The 12,320-nt window shown below is 39.6% G+C and carries 14 protein-coding genes; 8 read left to right on the top strand and 6 right to left on the bottom strand.

The window, feature by feature from the left end:
• Positions 1 to 11 precede the first annotated feature (11 nt).
• From LCM02_RS03720 to LCM02_RS03705, 4 genes are all read right to left on the bottom strand, one after another.
• On the bottom strand, positions 12 to 608 hold the full coding sequence (locus LCM02_RS03720; protein ID WP_224926981.1) for a DUF5683 domain-containing protein: 597 nt from the start codon (positions 606 to 608) through the stop codon (positions 12 to 14).
• The gene (locus LCM02_RS03715) at positions 609 to 1,505 is read right to left on the bottom strand and encodes a ParB/RepB/Spo0J family partition protein (protein ID WP_224926980.1); all 897 of its coding nucleotides are present in this window, start codon (positions 1,503 to 1,505) and stop codon (positions 609 to 611) included.
• Positions 1,489 to 2,268 (bottom strand): ParA family protein, encoded by a 780-nt coding sequence (locus tag LCM02_RS03710; protein WP_224926979.1) that lies wholly within the window; start codon positions 2,266 to 2,268, stop codon positions 1,489 to 1,491. Before LCM02_RS03710 ends, LCM02_RS03715 begins: the two co-directional genes overlap by 17 nt.
• A gap of 175 nt (positions 2,269 to 2,443) precedes the next feature.
• On the bottom strand, positions 2,444 to 3,325 hold the full coding sequence (locus LCM02_RS03705) for an SDR family oxidoreductase (RefSeq protein ID WP_224926978.1): 882 nt from the start codon (positions 3,323 to 3,325) through the stop codon (positions 2,444 to 2,446).
• A gap of 165 nt (positions 3,326 to 3,490) precedes the next feature.
• On the opposite strand from LCM02_RS03705, the gene rpmH reads away from it, so the two are divergent.
• Together rpmH and carB are read left to right on the top strand one after the other, a co-directional pair.
• Positions 3,491 to 3,649, top strand: a complete 159-nt coding sequence (gene rpmH / locus LCM02_RS03700; protein WP_224926977.1) for a 50S ribosomal protein L34 — start codon at positions 3,491 to 3,493, stop codon at positions 3,647 to 3,649.
• 131 nt (positions 3,650 to 3,780) lie between these two features.
• A complete protein-coding gene (gene carB, locus LCM02_RS03695) occupies positions 3,781 to 6,630 on the top strand; it encodes a carbamoyl-phosphate synthase large subunit (RefSeq protein WP_224926976.1) in 2,850 nt (949 codons plus the stop codon).
• A gap of 110 nt (positions 6,631 to 6,740) precedes the next feature.
• Here carB and LCM02_RS03690 read toward each other — a convergent pair whose 3' ends face one another.
• Complete coding sequence (locus LCM02_RS03690) at positions 6,741 to 7,346, bottom strand: carbonic anhydrase family protein (protein ID WP_224926975.1); 606 nt, start codon at positions 7,344 to 7,346, stop codon at positions 6,741 to 6,743.
• Between the two features lie 148 nt (positions 7,347 to 7,494).
• Here LCM02_RS03690 and LCM02_RS03685 point away from each other — a divergent pair, with 148 nt between their 5' ends.
• Entirely contained in the window at positions 7,495 to 8,667 is a 1,173-nt protein-coding gene (locus tag LCM02_RS03685; protein ID WP_224926974.1) for a GlmU family protein, read from the top strand.
• Positions 8,668 to 8,690: 23 nt separating this feature from the next.
• Positions 8,691 to 9,374, top strand: a complete 684-nt coding sequence (locus tag LCM02_RS03680; protein WP_224926973.1) for an SIR2 family NAD-dependent protein deacylase — start codon at positions 8,691 to 8,693, stop codon at positions 9,372 to 9,374.
• Positions 9,375 to 9,482: 108 nt separating this feature from the next.
• On the opposite strand, the gene LCM02_RS03675 is transcribed toward LCM02_RS03680, so the two are convergent.
• Entirely contained in the window at positions 9,483 to 9,965 is a 483-nt protein-coding gene (locus LCM02_RS03675) for a DUF6495 family protein (protein WP_224926972.1), read from the bottom strand.
• Positions 9,966 to 10,099: 134 nt separating this feature from the next.
• Between LCM02_RS03675 and rpsF the strand changes: the two genes are divergently transcribed.
• The 4 genes from rpsF to LCM02_RS03655 all read left to right on the top strand — a co-directional run bounded on the left by rpsF (position 10,100) and on the right by LCM02_RS03655 (position 12,269).
• Positions 10,100 to 10,447 carry a 30S ribosomal protein S6 gene (rpsF, locus tag LCM02_RS03670; RefSeq protein ID WP_224926971.1) on the top strand — a complete coding sequence of 116 codons (348 nt, stop codon included), beginning with the start codon at positions 10,100 to 10,102 and terminating at the stop codon, positions 10,445 to 10,447.
• Positions 10,447 to 10,743: a 30S ribosomal protein S18 gene (rpsR, locus tag LCM02_RS03665; protein ID WP_224926970.1), complete on the top strand. Its 297-nt coding sequence runs from the start codon at positions 10,447 to 10,449 to the stop codon at positions 10,741 to 10,743. The genes rpsF and rpsR overlap by 1 nt, the downstream gene beginning before the upstream one ends.
• 15 nt (positions 10,744 to 10,758) lie before the next feature.
• Positions 10,759 to 11,208 (top strand): 50S ribosomal protein L9, encoded by a 450-nt coding sequence (gene rplI, locus LCM02_RS03660; RefSeq protein ID WP_224926969.1) that lies wholly within the window; start codon positions 10,759 to 10,761, stop codon positions 11,206 to 11,208.
• Between the two features lie 143 nt (positions 11,209 to 11,351).
• Positions 11,352 to 12,269, top strand: coding sequence for a sterol desaturase family protein (locus LCM02_RS03655; RefSeq protein ID WP_224926968.1), 918 nt, complete (start codon positions 11,352 to 11,354; stop codon positions 12,267 to 12,269).
• Positions 12,270 to 12,320 lie beyond the last annotated feature (51 nt).

Raw genomic sequence — 12,320 nt, 5'->3', positions numbered from 1 at the left:
TACTATCTTATTTAAAAATCAAATTTAAAATTCAAACCAGCTACGGTTTGATTGTTAACAGGATTCACATATAGTGAAGGCTTCCATGACAAGTTTCGGTTGAAGGCTTTGTCATCGAGATGCGCATCCACGTTCGCCTCTATAATGTTCAATGCATAAAGGCCAATGGTGATAAACAACGCCAGATCCCGGTTCTTTTTGTATATATCCTGTGCCCTTATCAAACCGTCATCACTAATGTTTGGATTATCACCCGTACCATCAAATTCATCCGGACGGCCCGAAATCCTCAGTTTGTACGCATCGCGATACCTGTCATATTTTTGCTGATTATCAACCACAAAATAAACTCCTGTTCCCAGGGCCGCATAAACTATCGGAATTTTCCAGTATTTCTTATTGTAAGCTTGTCCCAGTCCGGGCAGTACGGCAGAATAGAATGCCGCCCTTGCAGGTGAAAGCGGATCGATCGTTTGCGATTCAAGGGTTAGAACACCTTCTTCAGTTTTATCTTTCTTTTTCTTTTTTTCTTTTTCCTCTTCCTGAGAAAATCCAGTGTTCCAACAAAAAATGCAAATAATTAAACTAAATATAATTTTTTGCAGCATTTATTCCAGTAATTTTTTGATGCGGGCAAAATCCTCTTCTGAATGAAACGGGATGATGATCTTTCCTTTATCATTTCCGGATAGTTTTACATCAACTCTATGACCAAGATAAGTACTGATTTCTTTTATACTTTTCTTAAAATAGTCAGGAATTTCCTTTTTAACAGCAGGTTTTACCTCAACCGGCTTGCCTTCTTTGACATTTTTTACCAATTGTTCCGTTTGACGAACTGATAACTTATCTTTAATAATTTTTTGATAGACTTCAAGTTGTAATTCGGGTTGCATGATATTGATCAGTGCCCGACCGTGTCCCATACTCAGAAATCCGTCTCGAATCCCTGTTTGAATAATGGGATCCAGTTTAAGCAAACGCAAAAAGTTAGTAACCGTCGAACGATTCTTACCCACACGAATACTCAATTGCTCCTGAGTAAGTTTTACCTCTTCGATCAGCTGTCTGTACGAAAGAGCCACCTCTATCGGGTCAAGATCTTTTCTTTGAATATTTTCAACTAAAGCCATCTCCAGCATTTCCTGATCATTGGCAATACGTACATAAGCAGGAATGCTTTTAGCCCCGATCAAGCGTGATGCACGAAATCTTCTCTCGCCTGAAACGAGTTGAAATTTTTTCCCTTCCAGTTTGCGAACTGTAATGGGCTGAATCACACCGAGCTCCCTTATGGAACCCGCCAGTTCCTTCAAAGCTTCCTCATTGAAATTGGTTCTTGGCTGAAACGGATTCACTTCAATGGCGTCAAGTTCGATCTCTACAATATTACCCACAAGCTTATCGGCATTCTTATCTTTGATCGAGTTGATATCTTCACTCGAATCGCTGAGCAGCGCCGATAATCCTCTTCCCAATACCTGTTTTTTAGTTGCCTTCGCCATTGTTATTCTTTTTAATTATTTCATGAGCCAGGTTGATATAGTTGACTGCTCCCCTGCTCGTTGCATCATATGAAATTATGCTCTCTCCAAAACTTGGAGCTTCACCTAAGCGGATATTCCTTTGAATGATGGTTTTAAATACCATATTGTGAAAATGTTTTTTCACCTCAGCAACAACCTGATTGGAAAGCCTGAGCCTGGAATCATACATCGTTAGCAACAATCCTTCAATTTCCAGTTCAGGATTGTGAATCTTCTGTATACTTTTAATGGTATTCAACAATTTTCCCAGACCCTCAAGTGCATAGTACTCACATTGAATAGGAATGATCACGGAATCAGAAGTTGTCAGTGCATTTACCGTTATTAATCCAAGGGAGGGAGCACAATCTATGATAATATAGTCATAATCTTCCTTTACCTCAGTAAGTGCCTCTTTGAGCATCGACTCCCGCTCTTCCCTGTCTACCAGTTCTATTTCGATGGCAACAAGGTCAATATGAGCAGGTATAATATCAACATTTGGAGAATTGGTTTTTATAATTGCCTCTTTTGCTGATACTGCATGTTCCAAAACCTGATAGGTTCCGTTTTCAACACTTTCAACTTCAATTCCTAATCCCGAGGTGGCGTTGGCCTGAGGATCCGCATCAACAAGCAAAACCTTTTGTTCCAAAACTCCCAAAGCCGCTGCCAGATTAACGGTAGTCGTAGTCTTTCCTACCCCACCTTTTTGATTAGCAATCGCTATTATTTTTCCCATTCAAAAATTGAATTTAAACCGCTGTAAAAATACAATTATTTATGAGCTTATAAAACGAAGTTTTTAACATAACAGCCCTGCTTATCCACATGATTTGACAAGTTCCTGTGCAATTTACTTCAAGAGTCTGAATTCAAATCGAATATCCCAATGCAAATAACCCTGTAATCGGGATTTAGGATTTCTTTTTACTGCGGATCATCATTTCAAGCATGTCCCACATCTGCTCCGGGATTTTTTCAAGCATATTGAATTCCCCAGCTCCCTTTAACCATTCTCCTCCATCAATGGTAATTACTTCTCCATTGACAAAAGCCGAAAATTCAGAAATCAGATATGCGGCCAGATTAGCTAGTTCCTGATGCTCTCCTACCCTTCCCAAGGGAATTTTCTTCTTCATATCAAATTCATCCTTGAGGTCACCAGGCAATAAACGGTCCCAGGCTCCCTTTGTTGGGAAGGGCCCCGGAGCAATCGCATTGGTTCTTATTCCGTATTTGGCCCACTCAACTGCTAAAGACCTTGTCATTGCAAGGACGCCTGCCTTGGCCGTTGCAGATGGCACCACATAAGCGGATCCGGTCCAGGCATATGTTGTGACAATATTTAAAACTGTGGATTTTTTTTGTTTTATATCAATCCAGTGCTTGCCCAAAGCCAGGGTACAATTCTTCGAGCCTTTTAAAACGATATCTATAATGGTGTCAAAGGCGTTTGCCGATAACCTTTCTGTTGGGCTGATAAAATTTCCGGCTGCATTATTGACCAGGGCATCAACCTTACCAAAAGCCTTCAGTGTTTCCTGTAACATAGCCTCCACCTCATCATAATTTCTTACGTCGCAGGCCACAGGCAGGACTTTACCTCCTGTCTTCTCTTCCAGCTCCTTGGCAGTTGTTAACAATTTTTCCAAATTTCTTGAACTGATGACCACCTTCGCCCCTAACTCTAAAAAATAAGTGGTCATGGCTTTTCCCAATCCACTTCCACCACCAGTAACAATAATGACTTCACCTTTTAAAGCATTGTCCCTCAGCATGGGTTTATTATATTCCATAGATCTTGATTTTTTAGTAAAAATACATTTTTAAATTGTTAAAAACTCGAATTGCGATTCAGATTTTTTTTTGCTTTACTCCTTGTCAGAACTAAAAACCTTTGTATATTTGCCGGACTTTTATAGAAAAATCAGGAGAACACCTAATTATTAAGATATTTAGAAATGAAAAGAACATTCCAGCCATCGAATAGAAAGAAAAAAAACAAGCACGGTTTTCGCGAAAGAATGTCTAGTGTCAATGGAAGAAAGATCCTAGCCAGAAGAAGGGCTAAGGGAAGAGCTAAACTATCAGTTTCATCTGAACCAGGTCATAAAAAATAAATATGCCAGATCATATAAATATAAAGGTGTTGCTTTTATTAGTAACACCTTTTTTTATACCCAATTGTGAATAACTCGCTAATTTTTATATATCGCAAATTCTTAAATTTGCTTCCCAAAAATAACTACTAATGCCGAAAAATAAAAAAATCAAATCAGTCTTAATAATAGGTTCAGGTCCAATCATTATCGGACAAGCATGTGAGTTTGATTATTCAGGTAGCCAGTCTATACGTTCTATGAAAGAAGAAGGAATAGAAGTTACCCTGATCAATTCAAATCCGGCGACGATCATGACGGATCCTTCTCTGGCTGACAACGTATATTTAAAACCTCTGACCACCAAGTCGATTATTGAAATTCTCAAAAAGCATCCCAATATCGATGCCGTTCTTCCTACCATGGGTGGCCAGACTGCATTGAACCTTTGTATAGAGGCTCAGGACAAGGGTATTTGGGAAGATTTTGACATAGACCTGATTGGAGTTGACATTGACGCCATCAAAATAACAGAAGACAGGGAACAATTTCGACAATTAATGATTGAGATCGGAATTGGACAGGCGCCGTCAACTACGGCAACCTCCTTTCTTAAGGGTAAAGAAATTGCTCAGGAATATGGATTCCCTTTAGTGATCAGGCCTTCATTTACGCTGGGTGGATACGGAGCTTCTATTGTTTATGAGAAAGAGGATTTTGATGATCTGCTAAGAAGAGGGCTTGAAGCATCTCCAATTCATGAGGTAATCATTGACAAGGCCTTGTTAGGCTGGAAGGAATATGAACTGGAATTACTAAGAGATAAGAACGACAATGTCGTTATTATTTGTACCATTGAAAACATGGATCCAATGGGTATTCACACGGGAGATTCCATTACCGTGGCACCTGCAATGACCTTAAGCGATACGACCTATCAGCGCATGCGTGACATGGCCATCAAGATGATGCGTTCCATTGGCGATTTTGCGGGTGGATGTAACGTTCAGTTCGCAGTTAGCCCGGACGAAAAAGAAGATATTATTGCTATCGAGATCAATCCGCGTGTATCCAGGTCTTCGGCCTTAGCTTCAAAAGCCACGGGATATCCCATTGCCAAAGTAGCTACAAAGCTTGCCATTGGATACCATCTTGATGAACTGGAAAATCAAATTACAAAAACCACTTCGGCTTTATTTGAACCTACCCTTGACTATGTTATCGTCAAGATCCCAAGATGGAACTTTGATAAATTCGAGGGATCTGAAAGAACTGTCGGCCTGCAGATGAAATCAGTAGGAGAAGTAATGGGTATCGGGCGTTCTTTTCAGGAGGCGCTTCACAAAGCTACTCAGTCTCTCGAAATCAAAAGAAATGGAATTGGTGCCGATGGAAAAAGTTATAATAACTATGAGGAGGTTATCAACAAATTAAAATACCCTTCCTGGGACAGGGTTTTTGCCCTTTATGATGCGATCCAGATGGGTATTCCTTTAAGCAGGATCCACGAAATCACCAAAATTGACATGTGGTTCCTAAGGCAATATGAGGAATTGTATTTCCTGGAAAAGGAAATTTCAAAATTCACTCTGGAAAGCCTGAGTCCTGAATTGCTTCTCGAGGCAAAACAAAAAGGATATGGTGACCGACAAATTGCGCATATGCTCGATTGTTATGAAAGTGAGGTGCATAAAAAACGTCAGGAACTGGATATCAAAAGAGTATATAAGCTGGTTGATACCTGTGCCGCGGAATTTAAAGCACAAACACCTTATTACTATTCGACCTTTGAAAGTAATATGATCGTTAACGGAAAGTCTTATCCTGAAAATGAATCTGTGGTCACAGACAAGAAAAAAGTAGTAGTACTTGGATCAGGGCCCAATAGAATCGGGCAGGGAATTGAGTTTGATTATTGCTGTGTTCATGGGGTTTTGGCAGCAAAAGAAGCAGGATACGAAACCATTATGATCAATTGTAATCCGGAAACCGTATCAACAGACTTTGACACTGCAGATAAGTTATATTTTGAGCCTGTTTTCTGGGAACATATCTATGACATTATTCAACATGAAAAACCGGAGGGGGTCATTGTTCAACTCGGTGGGCAGACCGCTCTAAAACTTGCAGAAAAACTCGACAAATACGGAATTAAGATCATTGGAACCTCATTTGAGGCATTGGACCTTGCAGAAGACAGGGGACGTTTCTCAACACTTTTAAAAGATCTGGAAATTCCTTACCCGAAATTTGGAACAGCAACAACGGCAGATGAAGCTGCGGCGATTGCTGATGACCTTGATTTCCCGATCCTTGTAAGGCCTTCATACGTGCTGGGCGGACAGGGGATGAAAATTGTTATCAACAAGCGGGAACTGGAAGAGCATGTTGTTGACTTACTGAGGAAAATTCCGAACAACGTCCTGTTACTGGATCACTATCTCGATGGAGCCATTGAGGCTGAAGCAGATGCAATATGCGACGGTGAAAATGTTCAGATCATAGGGATCATGGAACACATTGAACCATGCGGGGTACATTCAGGGGATTCCAATGCCACCCTGCCTCCTTTCAACCTGGGTGAGTTTGTAATGCAGCAGATCAAAGATCATACTCATAAAATTGCAAAAGCACTTAAAACGGTTGGACTGATCAATATACAGTTTGCCATTAAAGACGATGTCGTTTATATCATCGAAGCCAACCCAAGAGCTTCAAGAACGGTTCCTTTTATTGCAAAGGCTTATGGAGAACCCTATGTAAACTTTGCCACAAAGGTAATGCTGGGTGCCAACAAGGTTACTGATTTTGAGTACAATCCTCAGCTAAGCGGATACGCCATCAAACAGCCTGTATTTTCCTTCAACAAGTTCCCAAATGTTGACAAGCGTTTAGGCCCTGAAATGAAATCAACAGGAGAGAGCATTTTGTTTATCGACAGTTTAAAAGATGATGAGTTTTACGAATTATATTCGAGAAGAAAAATGTATTTGACCAAATAGATTTTGATTCAAAATTAAAAAAACCCCGAACACGTTTTCGGGGTTTTTTATTTCTATTATATATTTAAATAAAGTGATCTAAATGTCTTATATATAAATAATTATACATCTTACATAAAGCATACCGCACCACTGGCCACATCGTACACGGCACCAACAATTGCAATCTCTCCGTTTGATTCCATTTCAGCCAGAATAGGGCTTTCAGCTCTGATTCTTTCAATGGATACTTCAATATTTCTCAAAGCAACTTTTTCAATCGTTTCTGGATCGGCTTCACCTTCCATTACCTGGTCAACAGCAGGTTTGATCTTGCTAAGCAGGTGGGTGATATTACCCAGTTCAACATGCTTGCAGGCCGCTGTTACCGCTCCGCATTTTGTATGCCCCAGGACAACAATAACCTTTGACCCGGCAACTTTACAAGAATATTCCAATGATCCCAGAACATCTTCGTTGACCACGTTCCCTGCTACCCTCACATTAAACACGCTACCTATTCCTTCATCAAATACCATTTCGCCCGGTACTCTGGAGTCAATGCAGCTTAAGAGAGCCGCGAATGGAAACTGACCACCGCTTGTAATATTGACCTGCGTCAACAAATCTCTTTCCAAACCTTTATTATCAACAAATCGCTTATTTCCTTCCTTAAGTCTGTCAATGGCATCTTGAGGACTTAAACTTGACTGTAATTCTTTTGTAAATGTTTCCATAAATTGATTTTCCTAATTTTTCATAAAAATAAGGATTTTTTTAATTCTTATTCCTAATTCAGGAAAGACCTGACAACTTTTTTCCGGATTCGTCTCCGTATCTCTTTTTTTAAATAATAACTTATATTTGTCGTTTAAAAATTGACTCATGAACTATATTTTATTTGATGGAGAATACCGCGTAAACCTGCTTCCCCTTACGTATACCAAGCCGGTAGCCGACCTTCGGATCGGAATTTTGACCATCAGAGAAAAATGGGAGAAATATTTACAATCAACCACCACAACGATTACCGAAGATTATCTTTCCGAGAAATTTCCCATGGTGGAACTGGAGGAAAATGTCATGATCAAAGGCTCTGTTCTTCCCAATGAAAACCTGGTGGAAGCCGTTAAAAATCTAAAGGAAAACCAGGCACTGTATAAAGAAAATGAACTTTTGGCCTTTTTCTGCAAGGAGGGCCAGGAAGTTGATTTAGAAGCTTTCACAGCCATTGAATATTCAGATAACCTCATCCAGATTAAAAATTCCTGGGATCTTTTTTCTTTCAATGGAGAAGCACTTGAGGCTGACTTTGATCTGATCACCAAAGACAGGATATCAGCACCAATACCTGATTCGGTTCATTGTATGAACCCCGAAAGAATCTTTCTGGAAGAAGGAGTTGATATTGAAATAGGCGTTTTAAATGCGAGAAAGGGTGCCATTTATATTGGGAAAAACGCAGAGGTACAGGAAGGAGCCATGATCAGAGGACCCTTTGCCATGGGTGAGCATTCCGTGGTTAAAATGGGTGCCAAAGTTTTCGGGCCAACCACCCTGGGTCCTAAAAGTAAAATTGGAGGAGAGGTGAACAATACCATTATGTCCGGCTACTGCAGTAAGGGTCATGACGGATACCTGGGAAATTCAGTGATTGGGGAATGGTGCAACCTTGGAGCAGATACCAACAACTCAAATTTGAAAAATAATTATGCCAATGTAAAAGTCTGGGAATATGGTAAAGAAAGGTTTGTCGATACGGGGCTTCAATTTTGTGGCCTGATCATGGGTGATCATTCCAAATGCGGCATAAATACCATGTTTAATACAGGGACCGTAATAGGAATCAGCGCAAATATATACGGAAGTAATTTTCCAAGGAATTTCATTCCTTCTTTTTCCTGGGGTGGTGCAGCAGGTTTTACCACTTATTCCAAGGCAAAGGCCTTCGAAACGGCTGACCTGGTTATGAAACGAAAGAATGAAGACTTTTCAGATCTTGATAAGGATATCATGGCACATGTATTTGAAATAACATCAAAGTACAGAGCAAAATAAAAATTGGCTGGAACCCAAAGAGTATGAAGAAAGTAGTTGTCTTGACAGGAGCCGGAATGAGCGCAGAAAGTGGTATCAACACGTTTAGGGATGCCAATGGACTCTGGGAAGGCCATGACGTAATGCAGGTGGCTTCTCCGCAAGGCTGGTATGAAAATCAGGAATTGGTACTTGATTTTTACAACCAGCGAAGAAAGCAGTTATTCGAAGTTGAACCTAATAAGGGGCATCTTTTACTGGCGGATCTTGAGACGGAATTCGAGGTGGAAATCATTACCCAAAACGTTGATAATCTGCATGAAAGAGCGGGGAGTTCCAAGGTTGTTCATCTGCACGGGGAACTTCTGAAAGTCAGAAGTACCATGGACGAATCACTGGTTTACGACTGGGAAAAAGATTTGATCACGGGGGATCTTTGTGAATTAGGAAGTCAGTTAAGGCCCCATATCGTATGGTTTGGAGAATCTGTTCCTCTTCTGGATATAGCGGCAGAATCAACTTCTAAAGCCGATATTTTAGTAATTATCGGGACGTCAATGCAGGTTTATCCTGCAGCAAGCCTGATCAATTATGTACAGGAAAATACGCCCATCTACTTTATTGACCCTAAGCCTGCGGTTTCACATCATCAATTTGATAATCTAACGGTTATCCCTGAAAAGGCAGGAACAGGCGTCTTAAAAATGGTCGAAATGATTACCAAATGATCAAAATGATTACCAAATGATCAAAAAGATGACTAAATGATCAAAAAGATGACCAAATGATCAAAATAGTCTGAATGATTATTCTTTCCTAAATAAAATGTTAGGGGCTTAGTTGCTTTGAGCAGAGATCATAGAATGGATCGCTTCAAATAATTTTCCATCGGAAACGACACTCCCCTTTTGGATCAAATCAAAAATTTCCATATTACGCTCTTGTGAATATCCCTTTTTACCTTTTAAATATTCAATACGAGGATCCTTTGAGTTATCAAGCAGCCATTCAAAGTCCTTTGACTCCAATAAATTAACTCCTTCTTTATTCACCTTGACCACGATTCTGTGAATCGCTTCTTCCCCACATTTAAAAAGATTCAGTGAATCTGCTGAAAAATGTTCAAGATAACCAGCCTTGCTCAAGACTTTTTCCCATACAAAATCACTAAAAACCTCCATCTCCTTATCTGCGAGTTCCGGCTTCTCTGCCTTGATCTTTGTCCATTCCTTGACATCAATACTCTGAGCGGCAAGAAATACTGCAAATTCTTCATTCAATTCCTCAAACTGTTCTTTGCTGAGCTTGGTATATTTCATCCTTCTTATCTTCTTTAAATCAATCCTTTGCCGAAAAGAACCGATTATTCAATTTTAAAGTTGCAAAAGTAAATAAAAACAAAAATAATATTGTATATTTGCACGCTTAAAATTTAACAATTAATACTAGTATTATGAATCATTACGAAACTGTTTTCATTTTGAATCCCGTTTTATCTGATACTCAGGTAAAGGAAACAGTAAAGAAGTTTGAGGACTACTTGGTTTCTAAAGGTGCCGAAATGATTTGGAAAGAAGATTGGGGCTTAAAAAAACTGGCCTATCCAATCCAAAAGAAAAAGACCGGATTTTATCATTTGTTCGAATTCAAATGTCCTGGAGATGCAATCGCACCTTTTGAACTTGAATTTAGAAGAGATGACAGTATCATGAGATACCTGACTGTAAAGTTAGACAAGCATGCTGCTGCCTGGGCTGAGAAGAGAAAAGAAAGAGTTAAATCTGGTAATCCGAAAAAATAATGGCTACATTAGAACAACAAGCTAAAGGAGGAAGCAAAGGAGAGATAAGATATCTTACTCCTTTGGAAATCGATACTAAGGTAAAAGTAAAGTACTGTCGTTTCAAGAAGAATGGTATCAAGTATATTGATTACAAGGATGCTGATTTCTTGATGTATTTGGTAAATGAGCAAGGTAAAATTCTTCCTCGTAGACTTACCGGGACTTCGTTGAAATACCAGCGTAAAGTTTCTCAGGCAATTAAAAGAGCGCGTCATTTGGCTTTAATGCCATATGTAGGTGATATGTTAAAATAATAAACCGGATCGATTATGGAACTAATATTAAAACAAGACGTAGCTAATTTAGGATTTAAAGATGATGTGGTAACTGTAAAGAGTGGTTACGGACGTAACTATTTGATCCCTCAGGGATATGCAGTATTAGCTACCAGTTCAGCTAAAAAAGTTTTGGCTGAAACGTTGAAGCAAAGAGCCTACAAAGAGCAGAATATTGTTAAAGAGGCGAATAAGGCTGCAGAAGCTTTAAAAGCACTTGAATTAAAGATTACTGCCAAAACTGGTGAAGGTGATAAACTTTTCGGATCTGTAAGTAATGCGAATGTTGCTGAAGCATTGGCGACTGAAGGTCAGGAAATTGAGAAGAAATTCATCTCAATCGCCGGTGGATTGGTTAAAAGACTTGGAAAATACAATGCATCTGTCAGATTGCACAGAGATGTCATTGTTGATCTACCGTTTGAAGTTGTTGCTGAAAAATAACAACTAAAGATTAAAGGTTCGAAAACCTTTTTAATATAAAGGCCGGATTAGTAACTAATCCGGCTTTTTTTGTGGATGCAGAAATTTATTTGGTTCTTTTTATATTCGCATTAATTATTGTAAAATTGAATGACGAATGAGATATGACAGAAACAATAAACATCCCTGAAATTCCAAACCTGATACATTATGCGATCCCGTTTTTTATTCTGACGCTGATCATTGAGATCATTGTGACAAGTAAAAATCAAATGAAAGCCTATACTTTTAAAGATGCAGCGGCATCTATTACCATGGGCCTGGGCAATGTATTTATTGGCCTGCTGGCAAAAGCCATGGTTTTTGGGATACTTACTTTTGTCTACCTGAATTTCAGAATATTTACGATTCCTTTCGTGTGGTGGGGCTGGATCCTGGTGCTATTTGCTGATGACCTCTGTTATTACTGGTTTCACAGGATAAGCCATGAAAACCGATTTTTCTGGGCTTCCCATGTGGTGCATCATTCTTCGCGCCGATACAACTTAAGTACAGCACTTCGGCAAACCTGGTCCGGGAGTTTTATGTCCTTCGTATTTTGGCTGCCCATGGCTGTCCTTGGTTTCCATCCGATAATGATTTTGGCACAAATGTCCATCAGTTTGCTCTATCAATACTGGATTCATACTGAGCTTATCAAAAAATTACCCTCGTGGTTTGAAGCTGTTTTCAATACACCTTCGCACCATCGTGTTCACCATGCCACCAATCCACAGTATTTAGATCGAAACCATGCAGGAATTCTGATTATCTGGGACAAAATGTTTGGAACTTTTGAGCCCGAAGTAGAAAAACCGGTTTATGGGCTGGTCAAGAACATTGACACCTACAACCCCGTTAAAATAGCCTTTTTGGAATGGTATCTGATGTTTAAAGATGTGGTAAGTTCCAAAACTTCGTTTGGCAACAAACTGCTCTACCTGATTAAACCTCCCGGGTGGAAGCACGACGGAACCGGGATGGTGTCTTCCGATCTCAGAAAAGAATGGATCAAAAATAAAAAAGCATCTGCAGGTCAGTAAGTGCTGACGGATCTTTAAAAGTGATGACTGATCCCTAAGCATGCTTCCTGA

This window comes from Lutimonas saemankumensis (genome assembly GCF_020171465.1).
Classification (GTDB): domain Bacteria; phylum Bacteroidota; class Bacteroidia; order Flavobacteriales; family Flavobacteriaceae; genus Lutimonas; species Lutimonas saemankumensis.
Note: the sequence above shows the minus strand (reverse complement) of the source record. Positions and strands in the feature narration are given on the sequence as shown.

What these genes read in the sequence shown, in the direction of transcription:
- LCM02_RS03720 (WP_224926981.1), bottom strand. Translation starts at nt 608, where the DNA reads ATGCTGCAAAAAATTATATTTAGTTTAATTATTTGCATTTTTTGTTGG.
- LCM02_RS03715 (WP_224926980.1), bottom strand. Translation starts at nt 1,505, where the DNA reads ATGGCGAAGGCAACTAAAAAACAGGTATTGGGAAGAGGATTATCGGCG.
- LCM02_RS03710 (WP_224926979.1), bottom strand. Translation starts at nt 2,268, where the DNA reads ATGGGAAAAATAATAGCGATTGCTAATCAAAAAGGTGGGGTAGGAAAG.
- LCM02_RS03705 (WP_224926978.1), bottom strand. Translation starts at nt 3,325, where the DNA reads ATGGAATATAATAAACCCATGCTGAGGGACAATGCTTTAAAAGGTGAA.
- rpmH (WP_224926977.1), top strand. Translation starts at nt 3,491, where the DNA reads ATGAAAAGAACATTCCAGCCATCGAATAGAAAGAAAAAAAACAAGCAC.
- carB (WP_224926976.1), top strand. Translation starts at nt 3,781, where the DNA reads ATGCCGAAAAATAAAAAAATCAAATCAGTCTTAATAATAGGTTCAGGT.
- LCM02_RS03690 (WP_224926975.1), bottom strand. Translation starts at nt 7,346, where the DNA reads ATGGAAACATTTACAAAAGAATTACAGTCAAGTTTAAGTCCTCAAGAT.
- LCM02_RS03685 (WP_224926974.1), top strand. Translation starts at nt 7,495, where the DNA reads ATGAACTATATTTTATTTGATGGAGAATACCGCGTAAACCTGCTTCCC.
- LCM02_RS03680 (WP_224926973.1), top strand. Translation starts at nt 8,691, where the DNA reads ATGAAGAAAGTAGTTGTCTTGACAGGAGCCGGAATGAGCGCAGAAAGT.
- LCM02_RS03675 (WP_224926972.1), bottom strand. Translation starts at nt 9,965, where the DNA reads ATGAAATATACCAAGCTCAGCAAAGAACAGTTTGAGGAATTGAATGAA.
- rpsF (WP_224926971.1), top strand. Translation starts at nt 10,100, where the DNA reads ATGAATCATTACGAAACTGTTTTCATTTTGAATCCCGTTTTATCTGAT.
- rpsR (WP_224926970.1), top strand. Translation starts at nt 10,447, where the DNA reads ATGGCTACATTAGAACAACAAGCTAAAGGAGGAAGCAAAGGAGAGATA.
- rplI (WP_224926969.1), top strand. Translation starts at nt 10,759, where the DNA reads ATGGAACTAATATTAAAACAAGACGTAGCTAATTTAGGATTTAAAGAT.
- LCM02_RS03655 (WP_224926968.1), top strand. Translation starts at nt 11,352, where the DNA reads ATGACAGAAACAATAAACATCCCTGAAATTCCAAACCTGATACATTAT.